The sequence below is a fragment of the Aeromicrobium sp. S22 genome (genome assembly GCF_009661045.1).
Classification (GTDB): Bacteria; Actinomycetota; Actinomycetes; order Propionibacteriales; family Nocardioidaceae; genus Aeromicrobium; species Aeromicrobium yanjiei.
Genome location: NZ_WJWV01000001.1, coordinates 937059 through 961567, shown reverse-complemented (window position 1 = coordinate 961567; position 24509 = coordinate 937059). Strand labels below are relative to the sequence as shown.

At 69.7% G+C, this 24509-nt stretch carries 22 protein-coding genes; 5 read left to right on the top strand and 17 right to left on the bottom strand.

Annotation, left to right across the window (positions count from 1 at the left end; translation table 11 throughout):
* Position 1: 1 nt before the first annotated feature.
* The 3 genes from GEV27_RS04790 to GEV27_RS04780 are packed head-to-tail and all read right to left on the bottom strand — an operon-like array spanning position 2 to position 3019.
* Positions 2 to 880 (bottom strand): glycosyltransferase family 2 protein, encoded by an 879-nt coding sequence (locus tag GEV27_RS04790; RefSeq protein WP_194944129.1) that lies wholly within the window; start codon positions 878 to 880, stop codon positions 2 to 4.
* A gap of 47 nt (positions 881 to 927) precedes the next feature.
* Positions 928 to 2232, bottom strand: coding sequence for an O-antigen ligase (locus GEV27_RS04785; protein ID WP_153933577.1), 1305 nt, complete (start codon positions 2230 to 2232; stop codon positions 928 to 930).
* 46 nt (positions 2233 to 2278) lie between these two features.
* Positions 2279 to 3019 carry a hypothetical protein gene (locus GEV27_RS04780; RefSeq protein ID WP_153933576.1) on the bottom strand — a complete coding sequence of 247 codons (741 nt, stop codon included), beginning with the start codon at positions 3017 to 3019 and terminating at the stop codon, positions 2279 to 2281.
* Positions 3020 to 3679: 660 nt separating this feature from the next.
* Here GEV27_RS04780 and GEV27_RS04775 point away from each other — a divergent pair.
* Positions 3680 to 4423, top strand: coding sequence for a right-handed parallel beta-helix repeat-containing protein (locus tag GEV27_RS04775; RefSeq protein WP_194944128.1), 744 nt, complete (start codon positions 3680 to 3682; stop codon positions 4421 to 4423).
* Between the two features lie 3 nt (positions 4424 to 4426).
* Here the strand turns inward: GEV27_RS04775 and GEV27_RS04770 are convergent, their stop codons facing one another.
* The 9 genes from GEV27_RS04770 to GEV27_RS04730 are packed head-to-tail and all read right to left on the bottom strand — an operon-like array spanning position 4427 to position 12823.
* Positions 4427 to 5323 (bottom strand): FkbM family methyltransferase, encoded by an 897-nt coding sequence (locus GEV27_RS04770; protein ID WP_228765050.1) that lies wholly within the window; start codon positions 5321 to 5323, stop codon positions 4427 to 4429.
* Between the two features lie 2 nt (positions 5324 to 5325).
* The gene (gene wecB, locus GEV27_RS04765) at positions 5326 to 6495 is read right to left on the bottom strand and encodes a non-hydrolyzing UDP-N-acetylglucosamine 2-epimerase (protein ID WP_153933573.1); all 1170 of its coding nucleotides are present in this window, start codon (positions 6493 to 6495) and stop codon (positions 5326 to 5328) included.
* Positions 6492 to 7172, bottom strand: coding sequence for a hypothetical protein (locus GEV27_RS04760; RefSeq protein WP_153933572.1), 681 nt, complete (start codon positions 7170 to 7172; stop codon positions 6492 to 6494). The genes wecB and GEV27_RS04760 overlap by 4 nt, the downstream gene beginning before the upstream one ends.
* Positions 7173 to 7202: 30 nt before the next feature.
* Positions 7203 to 8459: a UDP-N-acetyl-D-mannosamine dehydrogenase gene (gene wecC / locus GEV27_RS04755; protein WP_153653944.1), complete on the bottom strand. Its 1257-nt coding sequence runs from the start codon at positions 8457 to 8459 to the stop codon at positions 7203 to 7205.
* Positions 8452 to 9258 carry a WecB/TagA/CpsF family glycosyltransferase gene (locus GEV27_RS04750; protein WP_153653946.1) on the bottom strand — a complete coding sequence of 269 codons (807 nt, stop codon included), beginning with the start codon at positions 9256 to 9258 and terminating at the stop codon, positions 8452 to 8454. The genes wecC and GEV27_RS04750 overlap by 8 nt, the downstream gene beginning before the upstream one ends.
* Positions 9255 to 10430 (bottom strand): hypothetical protein, encoded by a 1176-nt coding sequence (locus GEV27_RS04745; RefSeq protein WP_153933571.1) that lies wholly within the window; start codon positions 10428 to 10430, stop codon positions 9255 to 9257. Before GEV27_RS04745 ends, GEV27_RS04750 begins: the two co-directional genes overlap by 4 nt.
* On the bottom strand, positions 10427 to 11452 hold the full coding sequence (locus GEV27_RS04740) for a PD40 domain-containing protein (RefSeq protein WP_194944127.1): 1026 nt from the start codon (positions 11450 to 11452) through the stop codon (positions 10427 to 10429). Before GEV27_RS04740 ends, GEV27_RS04745 begins: the two co-directional genes overlap by 4 nt.
* Before the next feature lie 10 nt (positions 11453 to 11462).
* Positions 11463 to 12140 (bottom strand): WbqC family protein, encoded by a 678-nt coding sequence (locus tag GEV27_RS04735; RefSeq protein WP_153933569.1) that lies wholly within the window; start codon positions 12138 to 12140, stop codon positions 11463 to 11465.
* On the bottom strand, positions 12137 to 12823 hold the full coding sequence (locus GEV27_RS04730; RefSeq protein ID WP_153933568.1) for a PIG-L deacetylase family protein: 687 nt from the start codon (positions 12821 to 12823) through the stop codon (positions 12137 to 12139). Before GEV27_RS04730 ends, GEV27_RS04735 begins: the two co-directional genes overlap by 4 nt.
* A 551-nt stretch (positions 12824 to 13374) precedes the next feature.
* Here GEV27_RS04730 and GEV27_RS04725 point away from each other — a divergent pair.
* Positions 13375 to 15120, top strand: a complete 1746-nt coding sequence (locus tag GEV27_RS04725; protein ID WP_194944126.1) for a bacterial transcriptional activator domain-containing protein — start codon at positions 13375 to 13377, stop codon at positions 15118 to 15120.
* A 15-nt stretch (positions 15121 to 15135) separates the two neighbouring features.
* On the opposite strand, the gene GEV27_RS04720 is transcribed toward GEV27_RS04725, so the two are convergent.
* The 5 genes from GEV27_RS04720 to GEV27_RS04700 form a co-directional block, all read right to left on the bottom strand.
* Positions 15136 to 16395, bottom strand: coding sequence for an MFS transporter (locus GEV27_RS04720; RefSeq protein ID WP_153653958.1), 1260 nt, complete (start codon positions 16393 to 16395; stop codon positions 15136 to 15138).
* 34 nt (positions 16396 to 16429) lie between these two features.
* Positions 16430 to 17050, bottom strand: coding sequence for a hypothetical protein (locus GEV27_RS04715; protein WP_153933566.1), 621 nt, complete (start codon positions 17048 to 17050; stop codon positions 16430 to 16432).
* Complete coding sequence (locus GEV27_RS04710; protein WP_194839866.1) at positions 17047 to 18474, bottom strand: exopolysaccharide biosynthesis polyprenyl glycosylphosphotransferase; 1428 nt, start codon at positions 18472 to 18474, stop codon at positions 17047 to 17049. The genes GEV27_RS04715 and GEV27_RS04710 overlap by 4 nt, the downstream gene beginning before the upstream one ends.
* A gap of 94 nt (positions 18475 to 18568) precedes the next feature.
* Positions 18569 to 19135 carry an aminoacyl-tRNA hydrolase gene (gene pth, locus GEV27_RS04705; RefSeq protein ID WP_153653964.1) on the bottom strand — a complete coding sequence of 189 codons (567 nt, stop codon included), beginning with the start codon at positions 19133 to 19135 and terminating at the stop codon, positions 18569 to 18571.
* Positions 19132 to 19791 (bottom strand): 50S ribosomal protein L25/general stress protein Ctc, encoded by a 660-nt coding sequence (locus GEV27_RS04700; RefSeq protein ID WP_309222033.1) that lies wholly within the window; start codon positions 19789 to 19791, stop codon positions 19132 to 19134. The genes pth and GEV27_RS04700 overlap by 4 nt, the downstream gene beginning before the upstream one ends.
* A 255-nt stretch (positions 19792 to 20046) precedes the next feature.
* Between GEV27_RS04700 and GEV27_RS04695 the strand changes: the two genes are divergently transcribed.
* The 3 genes from GEV27_RS04695 (at position 20047) to GEV27_RS04685 (ending at position 24486) form a co-directional block, all read left to right on the top strand.
* Positions 20047 to 21768, top strand: coding sequence for a cell wall metabolism sensor histidine kinase WalK (locus GEV27_RS04695; RefSeq protein WP_194944125.1), 1722 nt, complete (start codon positions 20047 to 20049; stop codon positions 21766 to 21768).
* A gap of 1 nt (position 21769) precedes the next feature.
* Complete coding sequence (locus GEV27_RS04690; protein ID WP_153933564.1) at positions 21770 to 22900, top strand: diguanylate cyclase domain-containing protein; 1131 nt, start codon at positions 21770 to 21772, stop codon at positions 22898 to 22900.
* Positions 22901 to 23034: 134 nt separating this feature from the next.
* Complete coding sequence (locus GEV27_RS04685) at positions 23035 to 24486, top strand: glycosyltransferase (RefSeq protein ID WP_243838764.1); 1452 nt, start codon at positions 23035 to 23037, stop codon at positions 24484 to 24486.
* The last annotated feature ends 23 nt before the right edge of the window (positions 24487 to 24509 follow it).

Here is a 24509-nt window from a genome sequence, read left to right as displayed (position 1 = left end):
ATCAACGAGGAATGAGTCGGTCCGAGCAGCCGAGCTCCGGAGGGCGCGAGCCGGGTATGAGCAGCGCCGTCAGCGCGCTCATTGAATCCCCACGACCACGCGCGACCCACGACATCTCTCGGGCCACTGCGAGGAGCAGGTACACCGCGGACGCCACTGGGCCATGCCGTCGACGGTAGAGGCGGACCCTGTTGACGATCTGCATCGAATGGATCCGCGCAGACTGACCCGAGTGTCCGCCAAGATGCGTTGCCACTGCGGCCGGCTCGTACCGCGTGACCCACCCCAGGTCGCGCGCACGCAGGCAGTAGTCGGTCTCTTCCGAGTACAGGAAGAACGACTCGTCCCAGCCGTCGAGGTCGCGGTAGCAGGACCGCGAGAGAAGCATCACCGCCCCGGTCGCCCAGTCCGTGACCCCAGCCGAGTCGTACCCGTTGCGGTCGAGGTCCGCCTCGCTCAGGAAAGGACGTCCGGTGCGTCCGAGTCCGAGTGCTCGGGCCAGCGTGGGCTCGCGGCGACGGGAGAACGCCAGCCTGCCGCGTTCGTCGATCAACCGTGGGACGACCACGCCGGTTCCAGGGGCTGCCAGCCCCTCCATCAGAGCCTGGACGGACCCCGGGTGCATCCAGACGTCCGGGTTCAGCAGGAGAATCGGCCCATCGCCAGGTAGTGCGCGGACCCCTCGGTTCAGACCGGCCGAGTACCCCCTGTTCTCCGCCCTGATCAACACGCAGTCGGTCCGTCGCGCCACGACACTGCAGGTGTCGTCCATCGACCCGTTGTCCACCACGACGACGTGCGCGTGCTGCCCGCCCAGCGCAGCCGGAAGACTGTCAAGGAGGTGCCCGATCACAGGTGCGCTGTTGTACGTCACGATCACGACGGCGAGCGAGTCGTCACCGTCGGTCCCGCAGCGCGCCTGACACGTCATGAGTGTTGAGCTCCGGCCGCTGAGGATGCACCCAGCTCTCGAACCGGCAGCGACCGGTCACGGCTCTCGTCCTCCCGTTGGAGGCGCCACGCGGCGCCCGCGAGCCCCAACATCAGGAAGAACAAGCCGGCCGACATGGGGAAGCTGAAGCCGTCGAACAGGGCCAGTCCTGCCGCACCGGCGACGATCGATGCCACGAGCGCCTGACCGATCTCCGCTCGGTAGGGATCCGACGCGTGCTGTCTCACCGCGCGAGCACATCCGATGGCCGCGACGATCAAGCCAAGGACCATGACGAGTCCAACGACACCCACCTCGATCAGCAGGCCGAGATACTGGTTGTCCAGGATGCGGTAGCGCGGAAGGAAGGTGAAGAGCCCGCGACCGACCACGGGCGAACGCTCGACGAAGTCGAACGCGAGCCCGTACGATCCGGAACGGGACTGTGCACTGCTGTCGTCGCCGATACCGGTGAACATGCCCATGAGGGAGCCCAGCAGGCCCGGAACGGTCATGAACAGACCTCCGCCGAGAACCAGCACCATGGCCGCACCCCCGACGCGGCGAGCGCGACCCCAGCTTGCCCCGAGGATCACGAGGGCGAGCAGGGTTGCGATGAGCGCCGACCGGGAGATCGCCAGGGCCGTTGCCACGCCGATCGCGCCCACGGGATACCACCGTCGGACCCACCCGCGGTTCCGCTCGTTCAGCGCCATCGTCAGGGCGATGGGCAGGATCATCGCGATGACTGACCCGAACTCGATGGGGTGCAGCGCCGTACCGGATGGCCGGTTGAACCCATTCCGGATGGACACCCCGGTCAACGCGAGGTTGGCATGAAGACCTGGGATCTCGATCTTGTCCACGAACCCGGTCCCCGTTGCGAACTGCACGATTCCGACGGTGGCCAGGGCGCCACCGGCGAGGACAAGACGCCGCAGGAGAACGATGAGGCGCCGCCACGACCCGATGCCGTCGTTCGCGAGCAGCAATATCCCACCCCAGCCGGCAACCGTGACGATGCCCAGATCGGCCATGCTCGACTCACTTGCCTCGATCGGACGGGACATCGCCGCCACATAGCTCGCGAGGACCGCGCAGCTCATGAACACGTACATCGTTCGAACAGGCTGAGGGCCCGCGACCGGGGCTGTCGGGCGTTGGATCTCGTAGTAGATCCACCACACGAACGCAGCGAGGCCCACCAGCTGAGCGGGTGTGCCGGCCGCACCCAACGGAGCGACGGTCAGCCGGGACGGGACCGCTGTCAGCAGCAGCACGAAGAAGGACAGGAGCGACACTGCATCGGGCTGCTGTCGTCGCGGACCCATCAACCTCGACGAACCGTCAGGACGGACCCTGGGCGGGGACCACATCGCGCTTCCTCGTCTCGTCAGGTGCCGTCACGGCGTGGTGGGTGCTGCCGTTGTTCACGGCGAGACGTGGCGGCACGGCGGGCGGCCTCGGCGGATCGTGCTTGTCGCTCTGCTGAGCCCGACTTCGCACCAGCAGACGGTTGTCCACTGCGCCGACGACGAATGCGCTCAGCAGCAGCAGGAATGCCGCGGCTGCCGTCACCACTCGGATCTGCTTCTTGTTGACCACCCGAGGCTCCTCGTCGGTCGACACGACCTGAGGGGTGATCCATGCCGATCTGGCAATGCTCACCGACTCCTGGAGCTCCCTCAGCGTCACGGGCACCTGCTCGAGGACCGCATCGATGGCCTTCTGCGCCGCCGCCGGGGTCGCCGCAGTTGCCGTGACGATGAGGATGGGGGCGCTCGTCGTGGCATCCGCCTGCGTCTCGAACGTGCCGCTCGGAGCGGCACGCCTCACGGCGTCGTGGGTCTTCTCGGCATCGAGGGACCGGGTCAGAACGTCGACCGCCTGTCTCAACCCGCTCAGCGAGAGGTAGCGGTTCGCCGTCGGGTCCTCGACACTCTTCGGAGGCACCAGGACCACGTCTGCGCGTGACTCGTACGTGGGCGAGACCTGCGTGGACACGAAGAAGGTCAGCCCCCCGGCCACCAAGAAGCAGGCGAGCGCGAACGGCCACCGTCGGACAAGACTGTCCCATAGATCGAGCATGTACATCAGGAGCTGAGCCCCTTCCCTGAGGATGTCCCGCCACGCTAGGGCGCCACCGTCAAACCAGCGACAAATTCCTCCCGCACATGGCTGACCATCCCGGGCCGACATCCCCTGGGTGCAACTGGGTGTTGCGATTCCAGGGTGTTACGGTCGAAGGAGAAACGTCGCAAAGTCGGGCATTGCGGCCTCAGATACGTCCATTTCCTATCTTGAGCCAATCCCGAAAGTTGCCGCATGCCTCTTGGATCTCTCGTAGACCCCTCCATGCCCACCTCGTCCTCGACGAAGCACCGATGGCTCCTGACCGGCCTTCTCGTGTCGATCGTCCTGGCTCTCACCACCGGCTCGTCTGCAGCGTTCGCCCATCCCCGAAACGCCGACGCTCCGCCGTCCGACGCCCGACCGTCAGGCCAGGGCGCCATGCTGCCGGACGAATCCCACGAGACCGCCGGCTGCTACTGGACCCGCTCATGGTCCGGTTGGGGTCGTTCGTGGACCCGCGTCTGCCCCGACGAGCCGCCGCGACCGGATGTCGAGCCCGTTCCCACGACCCCTGCTCCTGAGGAACCCACGCCGACCGAGCCGACGCCCACTGAGCCGACTCCCACCGAGCCGACTCCGGACGAGCCGACGACTCCGGCCCCCTCTGAACCCTCTGTGCCGACCCCGTCCGGTGGCATCGCCAGCGTCGCCACGACGGGCGTCCCGGCAGGTACCGATCTGACCGCTGCCAAGGGCGACGTGAACATCACCAAGGACGGCACCGTCATCGACGGCCGGGACATCTCCGGCAACATCTGGATCGACGCGGACGACGTGACGATCAAGAACAGCCGGGTCGCAGGAGGCGGGTTCTCCGTCATCCAGGTCAAGAGTGGCTCCAAGAACGTCACGATCACAGACGTCGAGATCGACGGGATGGGAGTGCAAGCCGGGGCGATGGGCATCATGGGCCCGGCGACGGTCACCGGAGCCGACATCTCCGGGGTCGAGAACGGCCTGACTCCCGGAAGCGGATCGGTGCTCAAGGGCAACTACGTGCACGACCTGAAGTCCCCGGGCTCGCCGCACTATGACGGCATCCAGATCGACGGCGGCCTGTCGAACATCACGGTCACGGGCAACTACGTCGATCTGCATGAGCACAGCCAGACGTCCGCGGTCATGATCGACAACTACTTCGGTCCGATCTCGAACATCAAGGTCGACGGCAACCGTCTGATCGGCGGGGGCTACACCGTCTACTCCGACGGGCAGTTCTCCGGCGGCCCGATCACCGGTGTGTCCTTCACCAACAACCAGCTGGGCAAGGGCCGCTACGGGTACGCGTCGATCGTCGGCAATGACCCGGTCTGGTCCGGCAACGTCGACGTCGAGACGGGCGAGACCGTCAGGGGTTGACTCTCAACCTCGCCTCGGCACGGTCTCGACCCCGTCGAGAAGACCACGATCGATCGCGGCCCGACTCGCCCCTATCAGGTGGCGAGCGGGCCACGGTCGTTCGTGCCGGAGGACGTCGTCCACGTCCCACACCTCGTGGAGCCTCCCAGTGGGCGGCGCGAAGAAGAAGAACCGGTAGCCGTGGGAAGCGATCTTGGCGAACCACGGCAGCGAGCCCTCGCTGATCAGGATGATCAGGACGTCAGCGGACTGCCGAGCCAGAAAGGGCTCGGCTCCTGCCAGCACCTCGGCCTCGAAGCCTGCGACGTTGATCTTCAGACAGCTGACCCGGTCGAGGCCGAGATCCTCGAGGACCTCCCCGAGGGTGCGGACGTCCACGGTCGCCCCCGCCCCAGGCCGCTCGGAGCGGTCGAGCCTGCTGAGGAACGGGTTCTGCGCCGTCGGGAACAGCATCCTGCCGGTGCAGTCGGAAACGGCGATCTGGTGCACGCTGACCCGGCTCGTGATGCCGTTGCGGTCCAGGTTGGCCTCAAGCGTGCGGACGTTGTCGCCACTCGGCTCGAAGGCGTGGACGTGCGCAACGGGAAGCTTCGCTGCGAAGACCGTGAACTGTCCTATGGCGGCGCCGACGTCCACGACGACCCAGTCGGCACGGGAAACCCTGCGCAGAAATGCCATCTCAGGATCGATGTAGTCGCCGAACACCACCAGGGTCGGCACCAGCTGACTCGGGTTCGCGAAACCGAGGATGGGCCCGGACCGGAGCCGCACGACCCCTTCGGGGCGGGCGCGCACCCGCAGGACTGCCAGTCGCATCAGGCCGACAAGAGTCCTGCTGGGTCCCACGGCCCGGACACCCCAGAACAGCTTCGTCACTGCATTGCGGACCTGTGCCGTCATCTTCACGGCGCCACCTCGCCCGAGGGATCGAAGTCGACCGGTCTCGGCCCCACGTCGAAGTAGTGCTCGATCGCGCCGACAACTCTCCCCGCAGCCAACCCGTCCCCGTACGGGTTGACCGCACGGCTCATCTCCCGGTAGGCCACGGGGTCGGTCAGCAGCGTCGCCGTGGACTTGACGATGAGGTCCTCGTCCGTGCCGACCAACCGGACCGTTCCTGCATCCACGGCCTCCGGGCGCTCAGTCGTGTCACGCAGGACCAGCACCGGCTTGCCCAAGCTCGGCGCCTCCTCCTGCACACCGCCGCTGTCTGTCAGCATGATGGCGCTGGCGCGCATCGCCCCGGCAAAGTCCCCGTAGCTCAGCGGATCCGTCACCAGCACGTTCTGCAGCCCCTGGACCGGCGGCAGCAGAACCTCCCGAACAGCCGGGTTGAGGTGCGCAGGCAGCAGGAACAGCACCCCCGGCAGGTCTCGCGCGAGCCGGGCGATGGCCCGAGCAGTGCACGCCATCGGCTCTCCCCAGGACTCACGTCGGTGGCTCGTCACCAGAACGATCTGGCGGCCCGGCACCTCGTCGAGCACCCGAAGATCCTGGTTCTCGCGCGGCAGGTCTCGGCGGACAACGTCGAGCAGCGCATCGATCACGGTGTTGCCCGTCACCACGATGTCGGCGTCCTCGACCCCCTCCGCGCGGAGGTTCGCCGCCGAGATCGGGGTGGGCGCGAGATGGACGGAGGCAAGCTGCGAGGTGAGCCGCCGGTTGATCTCTTCCGGGAAGGGGTTGTGCCGGTCGTGGGTCCGCAGTCCGGCCTCGACATGTACGACCGGCGTCTTCAGGTAGAACGCAGCGAGTGCGGCGATGAAGCTCGTCGTGGTGTCTCCCTGGACGATGACCGCGTCCGGCCGCTCAGCCCGCATCACGTCGGTGAGGCCGCCCAGCGCCCGCATCGTGATGTCGTGCAGCTCCTGGCGTGGCTGAATGATGTCGAGGTCATGGCGAGGAGAGATGCCGAACAGCGCGTTGACCTGATCCAGCATCTCCCGGTGCTGGCCGGTCACTGCCACCACCGGCTCGAAGTGGGGCGACGTCTCCAGGGCCTGGACGACCGGCGCCATCTTGATGGCCTCCGGTCGCGTCCCGTAGACCACCAGGATGGTGCGAGTCCTCATGTGATGTCCGTTCTGCTGGGAGGGGTTCTGCTTGCTCGACCGGCACTGCGCCGGAGCAGCATCTGGTCCATTCCGATGGCAGCGAGGACGGTCAACGAGGCGCCGAGCAACAGTCCGGCCCCCGCAGCCCGCTCGGGGTCGCCCCCTGCGCGGTCGACCGCTGCTGATCGGGGAGTGGACGAGGTGGTGATCGTGTTCCTTGCCGAGATGCCGTCCTTTTGCTGCATGGTGGCCAAGGCGTTCTCGATCCGCCCGATCTGGTCCTGCAACGTCGAGCGGACCCACGCCTCCGAGGGACCCGCGACCTGCACGACCAGAGCAGGGCGGTCGAAGCTCGCCACCCATTGGCCCCCTGAGTCGGGAAGCTCGACCGAGTGCCCCTTGCGGATTCCCTGCCCTGTCAGGCTGACTGTCGAGGACGCAGTGGCCGGCGGCGGCGCGCCTTGGCTGACCATCCGGGAGACCAGGCCCGCGGTGGCGATGAGCGAGTCCGACGTGGCCTCGATCGGGTTCGGGGCTTGGGCACTTTTCGGCGCCAGGAACACGACGTCCGTCTGTGCGGAGTACACGCTCCGGTCCGATCCCAGCATGATCACGGCGGCGAGGGTCAGGGCGGCGCCTGTCACCACGACCGGCCATCGGCGTAGCAGGACCCTCATGACATCTGCAGCGGTCATCTCGTCACCCTCAGTCGTGCCTGACGCCTGCTAGCGCCACACGCCCCGGGTGTCGTAGACGACCTTGCCCTCGAGCCGGGACCGGCTCAGCGACTTGAAGTGGTCGTGGTCCACGAGCAGCAGCACGATGTCGGCGTCGGCGATCGCGCTGGCGGCCGGCTGCAGCTGGACGTTCCCGTGCGACGAGAGCGACTGCGGGAGCACGTGGACGAACGGCTCGGCGACCCGGATGTCCAGCTCGGGCAGCACGCGTGCGATCTCGTCGACGATCGCGACCGCGGGGCTCTCGCGCAGGTCGTCGATGTTGGGCTTGTACGCGAGTCCGAGGCATGCGACGGTCGGCTCGCGGAACCGCGCGGTCTTGACGATCAGCTGCTCGGCCACGTGGTGGGGCTTGGAGTCGTTGATCGCGCGGGCTGCCCGGATGAGCGGCGTCAGCTCGGGCGATGCACCCACGATGAACCACGGATCGACGGCGATGCAGTGGCCGCCGACGCCCGGGCCGGGGGTGAGCACGTTGACGCGAGGGTGGTGGTTCGCGAGCTTGATGACCTCCCAGACGTCCAGGTTGAGGTCCTCGCTGATGAGGGACAGCTCGTTCGCGAACGCGATGTTGACGTCCCGGTACGCGTTCTCGACCAGCTTGGACATCTCGGCGCTCGCCGCATCGGTCAGGAGGATCTCGCCCAGGCAGAAGACCCGGTAGATCGAAGCGGCCTTGCGGGCGCACTCCTGCGTGATGCCGCCGACGACCCGGTCGTTCGTGATCATCTCGATCATGATCTTGCCCGGCAGGACCCGCTCGGGGCAGTGCGCGACGTGGAGATCAGGCAGCCCTTCCGAGGCGTGCGCGGGGTTGAGGTCCGGCCGCAGCTCCTCGAGCCACCGGCTCACGTTCTCGGTCGAGCCGGGCGGCGAGGTCGACTCCAGCACGATGATCTCGCCGCCGCGCAGCCGCGGTGCGATCTGCTCGACCGCCGCCCGGACGTACGACATGTCGGCCTCGTGGTTGTCCAGGAACGGCGTGGGGACGGCGATGATGAACGCATCCGCCTCCGGCGTCACGGTCGAGGCGGTGAGCGATCCCATCGAGACCGCGCCGCTGACCCCGACCGCGAGATCGGGCTCGATGAACGGCACCTGGCCGTTCGCGACGGCCTTGACCGTGTCCTCGTTGACGTCGACACCGACGACCTCGACCCCCCGGGTGGCCAGGGCGACCGCGGTCGGCAGCCCGATGTAGCCCAGGCCGATGATCGCGACGCGCCCCTCGAAGATCTCATTCATGTGCGGTGCCTTCCTTGGCGGTGGTGGGTGGGTCGTACGGGCGCGTCCGACTGATCCGCTCCCGGATCAGCAGCAGCACGAACGCGGTGTTGGTGGTGAGATAGCGCCGCCAGAGGCGGCCCGGCTCCTGCAGCACCCGGTAGAGCCACTCCATGCCCCAGCGCTGCCAGCGCTCGGGTGCACGCTTCGTGAGCCCGCTCAGGACGTCGAAGGACCCGCCGACGCCGTGCAGCACCGGGACGCCGAGGGACGGGCCGTGCGTCCCGAGGAAGATCTCCTTGTGGGGCGACGGCATCGCGATGAAGAGCATGTCGGCCCCGGACGCCGCGATGCCCGCCGCGACCTCGGCCGAGGCGGCGGCGCCGAAGTAGCCGTCCCGGCTGCCGACGACGCGGGCACCCGGCCACCGTCTCGCGACGGCCTCCTCGACCCCACGCAGCACGCTCGGCGTGGCCCCGAGGAGATAGACCGATCGTCGGTCACGGTCCGCGAGCGCCAGCAGCTGCTCGAACAGGTCGATCCCGGCGACGCGCTGGGGCAGCGGCTGCCCCAGCAACCGACTCGCCCAGACGACCGACTGGCCGTCGGCGAGCAGGACGTCGCACTCGAGCAGCGACTCGCGCAGCAGCCGGTCCGATCGCAGGTGGACGACCTTCGCTGCGTTGACGACACCGATGAGCAGGCGCCTGCGGGACTGCACCGCCTGATCGGCCAGCCCGATCACGTCATCGGCCGTCAGGGCGTCCACCCGCAGGCCGAACAGCTGCCGTCGGGGCGCCGGGCCGAGCAGCGCGGTCATGCGCTCTCACCCTGTCGCGGGGGCCGCCAGGCGTACAGCAGCCAGCCCAGCTCGTACGGCCGGCACTCGTGGTCGACGCGGCTGACGGGGAACGCCCGGTCGAGCCCCGGCACGTGCATCCCCGGGCGGATCGCGGTGGTGACGGCCGAGATGCGGCGTACGGTCTTGGCCGGCTCCCGCCGCCCGGCCTTCCGCCAGATCAGGCCGAGGGACTCGGCCAGCAGCGGCTCGTCGACCTCCGGGTGGTCCTCGATCCATCGCAGCCCCCGCACGATCTCGGGCGTGCGGTCGGTGCCGCCGGCGTCCGCGAGGTCGAACAACGCCATCGGCGCCATCGCGTGCTGGTGCACGCTGTAGACCGGGAACCGCTCGACCACGTCACCCGTGCGCACGTCGTAGTGCCACCACCACTGACCAGCTGTTCCCTGCAGCTCGCAGAGCCGATCGGCGGTGGCCTCCGCGGCGCGCACGAGCCCGGCGTCGCCGCGCGCCTGTGACAGCCGCGCGAGCGCCTGGATCGGATAGACCTGGTCGGCGAACGAGCCGACGTGCCGCCGCCAGCGATTCTGCGAGTCAGCCGGCACCACGTGCGGGAAGATCCCGTGGGAGCCCTGGGCCGCGAGCAGCCTCGCGCTCATGGCCGTGGCCATCTCCAGCAGGTCCCCGCCCGCCGCCACGGCGGCCGTGACCATCCACGAGAGCGTGACCGTCGGCAGAGGACGTCCCGAGGAGACCTCGGCGCCGAGTCGTGCGAACAGGGCCACGTCGATCGTGCCCGCCACCTCTGCGACCGCCCAGGCGGCGATCGCGACGGCGCCCGGGTCCGCCTGCTCCAGCGCCAGCACCCCGGTGGCCCGGGCCAGCTCGGCCGCCGTCGTGCCACCGAGCACCGACCGCTGCTCCTCGACGGGGAGCCGGGACAGCCCGAGGGCCGCCATCGCCGCGTAGCGCAGGCTCGTCCCCTCCCGTCGCACCGGCGCGCCCGGCCCGTCCGAGCGCCTGACGGTCTGCGCGAACGCGCCGCTGTCGACGTCGTACGCCGACGGCAGCCCACGACGCGCGGCCTCGACGAGCCGGCGCACCTGTTCCCCGGCGCCGGGGCTCTCGATCCGCGCGATCCGGCCCGCGGCGCTCGGGGCGTCGCGCCCCTCCCCCTGCACGTCAGCGCTCATCGTCCTGCACTCCTCACGATCGACGGGGACCACGCCTGCTCGATGAAGATCGAGGGCTTGGCACCGGAAGTTGTCCTGATCCTCCAGATGTCGCTCACGCCGGTCTCGCCCTCGCGCGGCAGTCCGTACAGCAGCGAGTCATCGTCGAGCCACTCGACCTGGTCGTCGACGTTGCGGGTCTCCCCGTCGAGGGTCACGGCCCGCCCGGAGGCGAGGTCGAGGACCACGATCTGCCAGTACGGCGCCGAGCCGCCCACGTCGTGCTTGAACGCGATCTGCGAGCCGTCGGGCGACAGCGAAGGGCATTCGGCCCCTTTGCGCAGGGTCGTGAGCGTTCGCGCGGACAGGTCGCCGCGCGCGAGGTACGTCGTGCCGCCGGTCGCGACCGTCGCGTAGAAGGTGTCGTCGTCGCGTGCGAAGGTCACGCCCCAGATGTTGCGGTCGCTGGGTCGGACCGTCCTGCCGTCCACGACCAGCCGGAACTGCTCGAGATTGCCCAGGTCGCGCCCGCCCACCTCGCGGATGTCCGTCGCGGTCGAGAAGCCCACCTGCATGTAGGTGTGCCCCGTGACGAACGAGGTCGTGGCCAGCAGCGTGCCGTCGGCAGAGACGCGGGTTCGGCTGGGGATGCCCGGCAGCCCCCAGGACTCGACCTCGTCCCACTCGGCGTCGAGCTGCACGGCCTTGAAGGTCGTCGCGAGGCCCCGCTTGGTGCGCAGGCAGCTCGCGGTGCCTGCCGCGGCATGGACCCGGTCGCAAGAGACGTCGGTGAAGGCGCGGGGGCCGCGCGGGTCGGCGAGGCTCACGATCGACACCAGCCCGTAGCGCGAGCCGATCTCGGTGTTGCGGAACACCACGTGCGGCGCGCCCTCCAGCGACGCGACGCGGGTGACCGCGACCTTCGGCGCGGCATCTGCACGGGCCGACGCCCGGTTGACCGCGACGACGACGCACAGCCCCGCACCGATCACCAGCACCGTGGTCAGGCCGATGAACGTCGTCAGGCGTGCGCTGCCCGTCACGGCCATCGCCTCATGCCGAGACACCCGGCTGGACACGGCGGACGGGTCCGCGCGGCTCCTCGGCCATCACGACGGCCATCGGATCGTCGTAGTCCATCAGCACCGAGAGGATCGAGTCGCCGGTCACCGCCCGGTGGGCCGACCACGTGATCTCCAGGCCGCCGTCCTGATATCCCTCGTCGGCGTCGACGTACGCACGACCGGCCGTGCCGGACAGATAGCTCGTCGCGTTGTACTGCTCCATGACCGACATCAGTCCGGCCGCGCCCCTGCCGCTCGGCGGACGCGCGATCGACACCGGTGTGCGGATGTCGAGCAGCTCGCGGATCCCGAGGATCAGCTGCAGGTTGAGCTGCCACAGGTGCTCGGTGTGGATGTCGTCGATCATGTCGAGGATCGTCGGACCGTGGCGCGACCAGTGCTTGGCGTCGCCGTAGCGCTCGGTCACGACGGACGTGAGCACCTCGCGCGTCTCGCGGGGCAGGATCCTGGCCTCGGAGATCAGCGATCCGGCCGGACCCGCGACGATCGGGATCGAGGCCCAGCGGCCCCGCATCATGACCCGTCGCTGGAAGCCGCGCGGATGGATGGGGTCGAAGATCCTCAGGTCGAACAGGTCGGCCTTGGCCATCTTGTACCAGAATCCCGAGTACGGCAGCAGGTCCGCCTGGTGTCCCGCGATGATCATCGCCGGCCTCCCACGGCCTCACGCACGGGCCTCACCCGTGGGCCCGCGGACATCCGCACGACTGCGAACTGCTCGGCCCACGCGATCTGCCTCGACTGCCCCACGAGGGCGGCATTCCTTCGCAGCCCTCCGGCGAGCGGGGAGCCGTACGCGAGCGCGGCAGCGCACTTGCGCTCCACGTCGCGCTCGTCCAGAGGCTCGTGGATCGCCCACAGGACGTCCTCGGCGTAGTCCGCCACCTCGACCGCGCCCACGTCGTACGCGAGCACCGTCACCGGACGCCGGGCGCCGTAGCCGTACGGGGTCCGCAGGGCCCTCATGCCGGCCTCGTACGCCACCACTCGGTCGTGGTGGTTCGACGGGAACGGGAGGTACACCGTCGAGGGCTGAACGGCGGTGAGCAGATCGGCCAGCATGCCCACGAGCAGGTCCATGTCCTCGCCGAGACGATGGCGCGAGAACCCGAGCACCGTGGCGGGCGGCCGGCCGAGCTCGAGCTGGGCGGCGAGGAACTGCTCGCGGCGCCGTTCGTCGGGCTCGGCGAGGATCACGAGGGCGGCGTCGTCCGCGTGGCGGGCGAGCACTCCCCCGCACCCGAGGGTCTCGTCACCCACGTGTGGTGCGATGACGAGCCTGGTGGCTCGTCGCGGCGTACGAGGCACGCCGGTTCCTTGATCAGTCATGCAGAGGCTCCCTGGATGTGCGTGGCGGAGCCAGGTCGGATGGCTCCGTGCAATGCCCCCCGCACATGCACGGATCCGAGTCGAGCCCCAAGGTGATCGGCTCATTAGTGCACGGCCCGAGAAAATTTGCGTCAAAGCGGAAAACGCTGTCTCGTTCTCGCCGTCAAGCCCCTGGACGTGCAGGAGACTGCGCTGAACCAGGGGTTCTGCGCAGCCTCCCTCTACCCGCGGCGAAGCGACACCCTCGGGGCGATGACTGCCTCGCTCACGGAAGCTCTTCGCGCCATCTGACGTGCGTTGCTGCCGTGCGCACCATGATGGACCGACCCCGTCAAGGGAGCGTCAAACCGGGACGAACATCCTCCGGGGACCGGGCACTAAGTCACGATCTGTACAAAGTTCTCGTTTCTCCAACGCCCCAGAATTGTGGTCGTACTCTGGAAAAGTCCCAACTCACGGACATGCCAAGGACGCAAGGAACAAGCCGAAGACGCAGCCAGCTGACTGCTCGAGAAGCCCGCGCCCGGGCATCCAGGTCGGAGGTTCGCCACATGCACGACCGCATCGAGATTCGTATGTTCGGCAGGTTGTTCGTCCGCAGGTCCAACGGCGAGGTCGTCGAGGCCGATGAGTGGAGCACCGGCAAGACCACCGATCTGCTCAGACTGCTCGCACTCAACAACAACCGAGCTGTGAGCCCCCAGAGCATCATCGACAAGCTGTGGCCCGACGTCGCCGAGGACAAGGCCCGCGCGAGTCTGCGCACCGCCGTGTCCCGGGTGCGTCATGTGCTCGACGAGCCGTGCATCGAACGTCATCTCGGCGGTCTCGTCCTGCGCAACGCCTGGGTCGACGTCACGGCGTTCCAGGCCGCGACGCACGATCTGAGCGCGGCGCTGCACGCCGGCGACCACGCGCGCGTCGTCTCGTTGGCCCGGGAGGCCGAGGCGCTGTACGTCGCGGACTTCCGCGCGCACGACGACAAGAGCTTCTGGGCCACGCAGACGCGCGACTCGCTGCTCCTGAGCCGGCAGTCGGTGCTCGCGGACGCCGGGGAGTCGGCCCTCAAGCTGCAGTGGATGCGCGACGCGATCGACTTCTCGACCCTCGCGGTCGCGGAGGACCCGTGCTTCGAACGGCCCCACCGCACCTTGATGCAGGCCCACAGCGCGCTCGGCGAGACCGAGCTGGCCCTTCGCGCCTTCGAGCACCTGCGCGTGTGCCTCCTGCAGGAGCTCGGCGCGGACCCTTCTCCCCAGACCAGGGCGCTGCACATCCAGATGCTCTCCTGCGAGACGCCCCCCGAGTTCACGCGCCGACCGTTCATCGGCCGTCGTGCCCAGGTCACCTCGCTCGCTGCCGACCTCCGCTCCGCGATCGCCTCGGACGGCTGCGACGTGATCTGCCTGACCGGGCCGAGCCGGTCCGGGCGCAAGGCCCTGCTCGACGCCGCCGTGGCCCAGGTCGAGCACGCCCACCTGCGTCATCTGATCGAGGACGGCCGCCGCTCGTCGGCGGCGGAGAGGCTCGCTCGCCTGGCCAGCGACCGCCGCTCGGACATCACGGTCTGGGGCCCGTCGAACCACGATGCGGTCTCGGACGTGGAGCTGCTGCGGACATTCCTCGCCGGCCTCGACCCACGCCTCCCCCGTGTCATCGCCGTCATCGCCTCCGAGGAGGCGGGCGAGCTCCTCGCGCAGCAGCTCGGGGGCGGCGCGGTCACGGTCTACCGCCAGACGGTCGGCCCCCTGTCCGACGCCGACCTGCTCGCCCTCGCGACCGTCACGCTGTCGGCGCCGCCGAGCCCGCGCCTGCTGGAGGAGCTCCGCGACCAGAGCGGATGCCTGGCCGGCAAGGCCGTCGCGATCCTGCGGGAGTGGATCGCGTCGGGCTGGATCATCTCGACCATGAGCGGCGTCGACCTCTACAACGGCGCGAACGCCTACACCGGGGGCTTCCCCGTCGGTGACTACTTCCGGACCATGCTCGAGCAGCTGTCCGTCGCGGAGACCGAGCTGTGCCAGCTGCTGGCTGTCCTGGACCGTCCCGCCTCGGGAGATGCACTGACGGACATCGTCGCTGCGGACATCGATCGGCCCGCGCACATCTACGACCTCCAGTCGAGCCTCGACGAGCTCGCGGACCTCGGCATCCTGCGCGTCTCTCCGTGCGGCTACGAGATGCGCAACCGCGCGCTCCGCGACGCGTTCGAGCACCGGCTCCGGCCCGCGGTGAAGGCGCGGCTCCTGCGCCAGGTCAGGACCGCGGTGCCCCACGAGATCGCCGCGGAGGCGTGACGTCGCGAGCTGGCGTCAGGCCCGCGGCGGGGCGTCGAGGTCCCTGACCCAGACGTACGCCACGACCACCACGACGAGCAGCAGGCCCGCGACCGTGAGCAACGCCCGGTGGGGACCCATCGTGAACCACAGGAGACCGAAGCCGGTCGAGGCGACCAGGCGCGCGAGCGCCACGACTGTCTGGGCGCACGCGATGCCGCTCGCGCGCACCTCCGGCGCGGCCAGGCGCCCGGCGACCGCGGCCAGCACGCCGTCGGTCGCCGCGTAGAACGTGCCGAGCAGGAGCAGGGGCAGGATGACGACCGCGAGCCCGCCCAGCGGCAGCGCCGCGCAGACGTACGTCAGGATCAGCGCCACGTGGCCGCCGACCAGCACCCGCGTGCGACCCACTCGGTCGGCGATCCGGCCGAGTGGCACGGCGAGCGCGAGATAGGCCAGGTTCGTCCCGACGTAGAGCAGCGCGAACCAGGTGGCCGCGAACCCGCCCCGGTCCAGCAGCGCCAGATAGACGAATCCGTCCCCGACCGTGAGCAGGCCCAGCGCACCGGCCGCCACCAGGAGCTTGGTCAGCTGTGGATCGCACACCTGCCGCCAGCGGAAGGCCGGCGCAGTCCGGGCCGGCGAGGCCGGGCGAGTGAGCCGCTGGTCCGGGACGAGCAGTCCCAGCAGCGCCAGGCCGACCAGCGCGAAGGCCAGCGAGACGATCATGACGGTCGTGTAGCCGTCGGGCACCGCCCACAGGATCGCGAAGGCGATGAACGGCCCCAGCACGGCGCCGATCGTGTCGAGCGTGCGGTGCACGGCAAAGGCGCGTCCCAGGTGCGACACCGGGCTCGAGGCCGCGATCATCGCATCGCGGGGGGCGGTCCGGATGCCCTTGCCGACGCGGTCGACTGCGACGACCGCCGTGATCGCAGCGAACCCGCTCGCGACCAGCAGCCCGACCTTGGCCACGGCCGACAGGCCGTAGCCCAGGAAGGCGACCCACTTGGGATGCCCACCGCGATCGGCCGCCCATCCGCTCGCGATCCGGACCAGCGCGCTGGCTCCTTGGTAGAGGCCGTCGAGGAAGCCGTACGCGACGGGTGACAGGCCCAGCACGGTGGTCAGGTAGAGCGGAAGGATCGCCGCGACCGACTCCGACGAGATGTCCGTCAGCAGGCTGACCAGGCCGAGGGACACGACGACCGGCGCGACCCTGACCCGCTTGCCGCTCCCCTTGCCTGCCGCTGAGCCCCGTCCGCCCGCGGGACGGTCATTGACCGATATGTACACGTGTCATCCCCGCCTCGCGCCCGCTCGCCACGGCTCAGTCCTTCGCGCCGGCGCGGATGACACCGAACAAGGAATAGCCCGTGCGTCCGCTGCCCCCGGTGGTCGTCACGGTGAGGTGATCGCGGCCACGGGCGAACGCCGACGCGGTCGATCCACCCACCGCAGGGGACGGCGACTCGACGAAGCCGTACGCCGTGAGGATCCTGCGGTACCCCGCGAGGATCCGTTCGGGGGACCGCTCGTGCGTGGCCACCAGGGACACCTGGACCACGTCCGACCTCGAGGACACCCCGCTCGACCGCACGGTCGATCCCGGCAGGACGGGCAGCACCGCCAGTGGGAAGCCGGCCACGACCGCGCCGCGGCTGCTCGCGGTACGTGGTGACGACGTCAGCAGCGGCTTCTTCGACGCCTTCGCACGAGGGCGCTCGGGCGCCACCTCCTCGTCCGCCGAGCGCTCGGACGTCGACGGTCGCGACGGCATGATCTCCGACGCGTTCTCGTCGGCCGAGCTGCGCGTGTCGGCGCGTGCCGCGGACCGGTCCCGGGCCTGTGCGTCGTTGGTGCCCCTGTCGCCGTCGCCTCGGATCCCGACCGTGACCAGCGCGGCCACCACGACGGCGGCCGAGAGTCGGGCGACTCCCGCGAGGCTCACACCGCACCGTCGCGGGTGAGGACCACGCGGGCGGTCCTCATGGCGATGAGCAGGTCGTCGCGCAGCGTCGCGTTGTCCACGTAGTCGATGTCCAGCCGGACGGATTCCGACCAGCTGAGGTTCGAGCGGCCGCCCACCTGCCAAGCGCCCGTCATGCCCGGCTTGGCGCTCAGGCGACGATGGACCCACTCGTCGTACGCCATCGTCTCCACCGGCAGGCTCGGTCGCGGCCCCACCAGGGACATCTGCCCCTTGAGGACGTTCACGAGCTGCGGGAGCTCGTCGATCGAGCTGCGCCGCAGGAATCGCCCGATACGCGTGGCGCGGGGATCTGCCGCCATCTTGAACAGCGGGCCCGCGGCCTCGTTCTCGGCCAGGAGCCCCGCGAGCAGCGACTCGGCGTCGACGACCATCGTGCGGAACTTCAACACCTCGAACAGCGCTCCATCGCGGCCGACGCGCGTCTGCCGGAAGAGCGCAGGGCCTGGAGAGTCCCGGCGGACCAGGACCGCCACGAGGGCCAGCACCGGCGACAGCAGCACCAGCAGGAGCGCCGCGGCCACCCGGTCGAGCAGACCCTTGCCCCACAGCGCCGGGCCCGATCGACCGCCCGGCCGCACCGAGAGCATGACCCGGTGGCCGATCACCTGCGGGACGATGCGGCGCGGCAGGATGCCGTCGACCTCTGCTGCCACCGAGAGCTCCACCGAGGTCTTCTCGAGCGACCAGCTCAGCCGGCGCACGTCGTACGCGGTGAGCAGCGGGCCGGGCGCGACGACGACAGCGTCCACCCCGAGGCCGGCCGCAGCCGCCACGACGTCGTCGATCGACCCGACCACCGGGACGTCGATGATCTGGTCCGCCCCGTCGCCCACGAACTCCGGAAGGCACACCCCCTCGACCCGGACGTCGGGGCACGACGCCCACTGGGTGATGAGCTGCGCGGCGCCGACTCGGCCGCCGACCAGCAGCACCGTGCGCGGGCCACGCGCGGCGCGGGCCAGCCACGCACCGGCCAGGAAGGCGACGGACGCAAGCAGCACGATCGCGAGCTCGGCGCGCGCCTGGCCCGGCGTCAGCCACGCGAACGAGGTGGCGGCGAGAAGGGCTGTGCCCGCGACCAGGCCGAGACGCTTGAGCGGTGCCGCGATGCTGACCGGCCCGAGGGACCGTGACATGACGAGGTCGTACGCCAGGGCCAGCACGACGACCGCCGCTGCCGTCCACACGACCGGCCCCCCGGCGCGCGTCAGGACCGCGGCGGCGGCGGTGCCCACGAGGCACGCGGACACGTACGGCTGGACCCGTGCCCTCGCCCACCGCTCGCCGGACCGTCGCAGGCCCGGGGCGAGCCCCGCCCAGCGTCCACTGACTGTCCTGGCGCGGCCGCCTGTCGACCCCGCGCCGAGTTCGACTGCCGTCACAGATCCACCCCACAGCAAGAGCCCGAATTGATTGCAGGGCCAAGCGTCGCGCGAGGTCGTCAAATATCCGCGAAACCCCGAAGGGCCGCAAGAATCAGCGGTTGAATGCGCTCTGGGTCTGCTCGAGCCCGACCGTGATCAGGCTCTCGACCGCGTCGGCGGCCTCCTCGACGTACGTCGGGAGGTCCTTGCGCTCGGTCGAGGAGTAGGGCTTGAGGACGAAGTCGTGCACGTCCTGCCTGCCAGGGGGCCGGCCGATGCCGACGCGGACGCGGTAGAAGTCGCCGGTGTCCAGCGACTGACGGATCGACTTGAGCCCGTTGTGGCCGTTGTCCCCGCCACCGCGCTTGACCCGCAGCATGCCGAAGTCGATGTCGAGCTCGTCGTGGATCGCGATCACGTGGTCCGCGTCGATGCCGTAGAACTTGGCGAGCGTCGACACCGGGCCACCGCTCTCGTTCATGTACGACCGCGCGCGGCCGAGGACGACCCGCTCGCCGGCGAGCCGCCCCTCGACCACGTCAGCGCGGCCGGACTTGTGCTTCTTGAACGATGCACCCATGCGGGCTGCCAGCACGTCGGCCACCATGTAGCCGATGTTGTGGCGCGTGGCAGCGTACGTCGGGCCCGGATTGCCGAGCCCGACGACCAGCCAGGTCACTCCGACTCGGCAGCAGCCTCAGCCTCGGCCGGAGCGTCATCGCTCTCCGACTCGGGAGCGTCGTGCTCGATGCCGGCCTCTGCCTCGGCCTCGGCGAGCTCGGACTCGAGCTGGGCCTCGGTCGGCGCGGCGGTGACGTTGACGATGAGCAGGTCCTCGTCGACCGCGAGGGACGAGCCCTCGGGCAGCTCGATGTCCTTGGCCAGGATCTGGTCGCCGGCAGTCATGCCCTCGATCGAGATCTCGAACGACTCGGGGATGTGGGTCGCCTCGGCCTCGATCGCGATCGTCGCGTTCTCCAGGACGACGAGGTTGCCGCTGACTGCGTCGCCGACGGGGAGGATGCGGACGTCGACGGTGACCTTCTCGCCCTTGCGGACGATGAGCAGGTCGGCGTGCTCGATGAAGCCCTTCAGCGGGTCACGCTGAACCTGCTTGGGGATCGCGAGGTGCTGCTCGGAGCCCAGGTCGATCGTGAGCAGGGCGTTCGCGTTCTTCAGGGCCAGCATGAGCTGGTGACCCGGGAGGGCGACGTGGACCGGGTCGGCGCCGTGTCCGTAGAGGACTGCGGGCACCTTGTCAGCGCGACGGATGCGGCGGGCGGCGCCCTTGCCGAACTCGGTGCGGGTTTCGGCTGCGATCTTGATCTCGGCCACGGGGAACTTCTCCTGATGAGTGCGTCATGGGGTGAAACAATGGTCTGTGGTCACCGGGCAAGGCGCTCGACACAGCACTCCTGTGGAGCGCCCTGTCGATCACGGTCCGCGAAGGACCCTCGCCGAGGCAACTGGGGCAGTCTATCGCAGCGTCCCGGGACGATGAAATCCGTGCTCTCACGGTGTGACCCACTCGTGCGGCCCTCGGCCGCGAAGTGGCCCCGCCGGGACCCGCGGTTGGGATACGCTGCGGCCATGAGGGCGTCTGCACTCCGCCCGCGCGAGCCGCAGCGCACCGCGATCAGCTTCGGAGCCAGCGTGTTCCGCACCCAGGCGCTCCTTGCCGGGGCCTTCGGGGTCGTGGTCTGCGTGACGCTGGCCCTGTCGGAGCGGCGCTTCGACGACAGCCCCGGCTTCTTCGCCGGCCTGACGATCGTCCTCTGGGCGACGATCGCGGCGGCGATCGTCCCGTGGCTGCGGCTGCCGGTGCACGCGCAGATCGCCCTCCCCCTGCTCGACATCTTCGCGATCGTGCTGCTCCGCAACGCGTCCCCGGAGAGCGGATTCGGCATCCTGCTGATCTTCCCGGCGATCTGGCTCGCGATGGCGTTCGGTCGCCTCGGCAGCGTGCTCGGTCCCCTGTTCGCGGGAGTCCTGCTGTGGGGTGGCGTCGCCCAGGCCCAGCTGGGCGTCGGACCCGCTGCGGGCACGTCGGCCGGCAGCGCTGTCGCGGCCGCGAGCCTCACCGTCACCCTGGCCTTCGTCAGCGTCATCACCCACCTGACCGCCGAGCGGGTCGAGTCGCAGCGAGTGCTGCTGCGGCGGCAGACCGCGATGCTCGAGAAGGCGCTGCAGCGCGCCCGCCGCCAGGAGGCGATCCTGCGGGAGGCCTTCGACGCGGTGGAGTTCGCGGTCATCAGCCTCGACCTGGACGGCACCACGCTGACGACGAACCGGGCGACCCGCGCCCTGCTGTCCCACCTCGGGCTGCCGGACGACACGCCCTGGGAACGCTATCCCCTCTACCGCGCGGACCGGGTCACCCCCGTTCCTGCGCAGGAGATGCCCCACCTCCGGGTCATGCGGGGCGAGACCGTCGACAGCGAGACGTACGTCATCGGGCACCGCACCGGGACCCGCTTCACGATCCACGTCACCGCCCGCATGCTGCGCGACGAGAGTGGCGAGGTCGACCGCGTCGTGCTGGTGCTGCGCGACGTCTCGGCCGAGGTCCGGGCCATCGCGGACCGCGACGACCTGGTCACCTCGATGTCGCACGAGCTGCGCACCCCGCTGAGCTCGGTGCTCGGCTACGTCGACCTGGCGCTCGAGGTCGACGGGCTCCCGGACGAGGCCCGCTCGATGCTCGACATCGCTCTCGTCAACACGCAGCGGCTCAACTCGCTGGTCAACGACCTGCTCTCCGCCCGCTCCAGGAGCCCCGAGAACGCGATCACCGTGAGCCTCCAGGACTGCGACATCACCGCGATCGTGGTGGAGTCGATCGACGCGCAGCGGATCATCGCGAGCGAGCGGCTGATCCCGGTGAACCTCGTGACCGACGGCGGGACCGTCCGGGCGCCCGCGGATGCGTTCCGGCTTCGCCAGGTCGTGGACAACCTGCTGTCCAACGCGATCAAGTACAACGACATCGGCGGCCGGGTCACGGTGGCCGTCCACGACGTGGTGCGCGACGACGGGTCCGAGGCCGTCGAGATCCGGGTCAGCGACACCGGGCGCGGCATGACGCTGGACGAGCAGAAGGGACTGTTCGAGCGGTTCTACCGCGCCGAGTCGGTCCGCGGCTCCACGACCCACGGCACGGGCCTCGGTCTGGCGATCTCTCGCGAGATCGTCGTGATGCACGGAGGGGCGATCGAGGTCGCGAGCGAGCCTGACCGCGGCACCGAGGTCGTCGTGACGCTGCCGAAGCGGCCCGCCGCGCACCCATCTGCTGTCCGTACGAAGGAAGCCTGACATGGACCTGGACATCGACCTCACCACGCTGCTCGTGGCGTGCGCCCTCGCGCTCGCCACCGTGACCACGGTGTTCACGATCACCGCGGCGCTCCGGCACAACGACGAGTCCAACCGCACGTGGGTCGGGGCATTCGCAGCGGCCCTGTGTGCCACTGGGCTCACCGCGATCTACGGGCTCGACCGCTCGACCCCGGCGGCGGTCGTCGCGACGATCGACGCCTCCTGGGTCTTCGCGACGGGTGCCCTCTGGGCCGGCTGCCGTCTCCTGGACGGTCGACGGCGCTCGCTGATCCTGGTGGTCCTGCTGGTCGGCCTCGCAGCGGCCGCGCCCGCGGCGCTCGGCGGCCCGGACCCCGATCTCGACGTGGTCTCGATCGTGCGGCTCGGGCTCTCGGGGTTCTTCGCGTGGCTCGCCGCGACCGAGCTGATGCGTGGGCCGATGCGGCTCAACCTGAACGCCCGCATCCTGCAGACCACGCTGCTCGTCGTGGGGGGCTGGTTCATTGCCGCCGCGGCACTCTTCGCAGCGGGCGAGGACGGCGGGCGACCGGGCCAGGCGAGCACGATCCTGCCCTTCACGGCGATCTTCGTGGTGGCCGCGATCTGCCTGTCGGCGCTGCGAGTCGAGCGCTCGGGCAACTGGTGGTCGGTCAGCGTCGAGTCACGCCGGCAGTCCGATCTGCCGGTGCTGGCCGCGGAGTCCTTCCGCGAGGACGCCCGGGACCGGGTCGAGAGAGCCGCACTCACCGGCGGGCAGGTCGGCCTCGTCCTGGCCGAGATCAGCGATCTCGACGAGCTCAACTCCGCATTCGGCCGTGATGCCGGCGACCGGGCGCTGATCCACTTCACGCAGGTGCTGCGCTCCCACGTCCCCGCCTCGGCGCTGATCGGCTACCTCGGTGCCGGCCGGTTCGCGGTCCTCGTCGACTCCGCGATGTCCGGCGCCACGGCGCTGGTCGTGTCCGCGGTGCGCACCGGCCTGGTCGAGGAGTCGCTCGGCGAGCGCCTCGAGATCCGCACCGGCGCCCGCTTCGGCACGAGCGGCGGCATCCAGGTCGCCCCCACGTTCGAGGGCCTGCTCGCCGATGCGACAGCCGACCTGGACCGGGTGCGCGTCCTCGACGGCTGAGCCGGGTGCGCGAGAACTGCGCAAATCCTGAGCAGACCTTGTGCCAACGCTGACCCAAGCCTGACCTCGGCCCGCGACGATGGCGGGGAGGGACCCGCGCACGGGTCCGCGGCCGCAGGGAGCAGGAGCAGCACGTGAACGATGACGGCATCGGCTACGCCGACCACGCACCGACGTTCGATCCGGTGATGGACCACTACGCGCAGCAGTTCATGGCCGAGATCGAGTCCCTGCCGACCTTCAAGTCGACCGTCGGATGCGTGATCCCCGCGTACAACGAGGAGGACGCCATCGCCGGCGTGCTCGACTCGCTGCTCGCCCAGACCCTCCTGCCCGACGCGATCCACGTGATCGTCAACAACACCTCCGACGCGACGGTCGAGATCGCCAGCCACTACGCAGGCCTGCACACGCGCGGCGAGGGTCGCGACGAGCAGATGACCGAGATCTTCGTCCACGACATCGGCGAGAACCCCGACAAGAAGGTCGGCGCGCTCAACTACGGCTACACCCTGGTCGAGGGCATGGACTACCTCCTGGGCGTGGACGGTGACACGACCGCCGACCCCCGGGCGGTCGAGTACCTCGTGCAGGAGATCCAGGACGATGAGCGCATCGGCGGCATCTCCGCGATCTACAGCATCGACGACAGCGGGCTCGACACCCTGACGAGCAAGTTCCTCATCGCCGGGCAGCGCGCCCAGTTCGCCGCGTTCAACATGCAGAACCTCCTGCGCGGCCGCAACATGGCGGTGCTCGGCGGCCAGTTCTCGATCTTCTCGACCGAGGCCCTGCGCCGGGTCGTGGCCCAGACCCACCAGCGCTACCCGTGGGTCCGCGACAGCGAGATCGAGGACTCGCTGCTCTCGCTGCAGATCAAGAGTGCGGGCTACCTGACCAAGATCAGTGCCCGGGCGCGTGCCAACGTCGGTGGCATGACCACCCTGCGGTCGCTGGACGCCCAGCAGGTCAAGTGGAACACCGGGGCGATCGATCTGATGTGGCCCGGCCAGCGCGGTGACACGAAGGGGCAGCCGTTCCACCCCAACCTGCGCCTGCGCTGGTTCGAGAACATCTCGATGGCGACCAACGGCTTCACCCGCATGATCTTCGGCTTCCTGCTCATCAGCTCGCTGCTGCTGCACGCGTACGTGTTCGCCGCCCTGTGGCTGGTGCCGACGCTCATGGCAGCGCTCCTGAACGCCCGCATCGCCCACGCGATGCACAACCGCAACCGGCGCGACTACCTGTTCGCCCTGCTGGTGCTGCCTGCCGAGATCTACATGTGGGTGCGCCTGGGCCACTTCGCCCGGTCGTGGGCCAAGTTCGCCTCGAGCTCGCAGACCGACAACTGGGCGCTGCAGGCCAAGGCCGAGAGCGGCGGAGGCGGCCCCGCCCACCTCGCGCCCGTGGCGATCGTCGTGGTCCTGCTCGTCGCCGCCGTCGCCATCTGGTCGCAGTTCACGACCGCCGTCCGCTCGGACATCCTGCTCGCGGGCTGGACCGTCCTGGGCGTCGTCACGATCCTGCAGACCGCGTGGATGGCACTCAAGCTGCTGAAGCGTTACAAGGGGTTCACGGCATGACCTCCTCCCCCACCGTCCGACCC

What these genes read in the sequence shown, in the direction of transcription:
- GEV27_RS04780 (WP_153933576.1), bottom strand. Translation starts at nt 3,019, where the DNA reads ATGCTCGATCTATGGGACAGTCTTGTCCGACGGTGGCCGTTCGCGCTC.
- GEV27_RS04770 (WP_228765050.1), bottom strand. Translation starts at nt 5,323, where the DNA reads ATGACGGCACAGGTCCGCAATGCAGTGACGAAGCTGTTCTGGGGTGTC.
- wecB (WP_153933573.1), bottom strand. Translation starts at nt 6,495, where the DNA reads ATGAGGACTCGCACCATCCTGGTGGTCTACGGGACGCGACCGGAGGCC.
- GEV27_RS04760 (WP_153933572.1), bottom strand. Translation starts at nt 7,172, where the DNA reads ATGACCGCTGCAGATGTCATGAGGGTCCTGCTACGCCGATGGCCGGTC.
- wecC (WP_153653944.1), bottom strand. Translation starts at nt 8,459, where the DNA reads ATGAATGAGATCTTCGAGGGGCGCGTCGCGATCATCGGCCTGGGCTAC.
- GEV27_RS04750 (WP_153653946.1), bottom strand. Translation starts at nt 9,258, where the DNA reads ATGACCGCGCTGCTCGGCCCGGCGCCCCGACGGCAGCTGTTCGGCCTG.
- GEV27_RS04745 (WP_153933571.1), bottom strand. Translation starts at nt 10,430, where the DNA reads ATGAGCGCTGACGTGCAGGGGGAGGGGCGCGACGCCCCGAGCGCCGCG.
- GEV27_RS04735 (WP_153933569.1), bottom strand. Translation starts at nt 12,140, where the DNA reads ATGATCATCGCGGGACACCAGGCGGACCTGCTGCCGTACTCGGGATTC.
- GEV27_RS04730 (WP_153933568.1), bottom strand. Translation starts at nt 12,823, where the DNA reads ATGACTGATCAAGGAACCGGCGTGCCTCGTACGCCGCGACGAGCCACC.
- GEV27_RS04725 (WP_194944126.1), top strand. Translation starts at nt 13,375, where the DNA reads ATGCACGACCGCATCGAGATTCGTATGTTCGGCAGGTTGTTCGTCCGC.
- GEV27_RS04695 (WP_194944125.1), top strand. Translation starts at nt 20,047, where the DNA reads ATGAGGGCGTCTGCACTCCGCCCGCGCGAGCCGCAGCGCACCGCGATC.
- GEV27_RS04690 (WP_153933564.1), top strand. Translation starts at nt 21,770, where the DNA reads ATGGACCTGGACATCGACCTCACCACGCTGCTCGTGGCGTGCGCCCTC.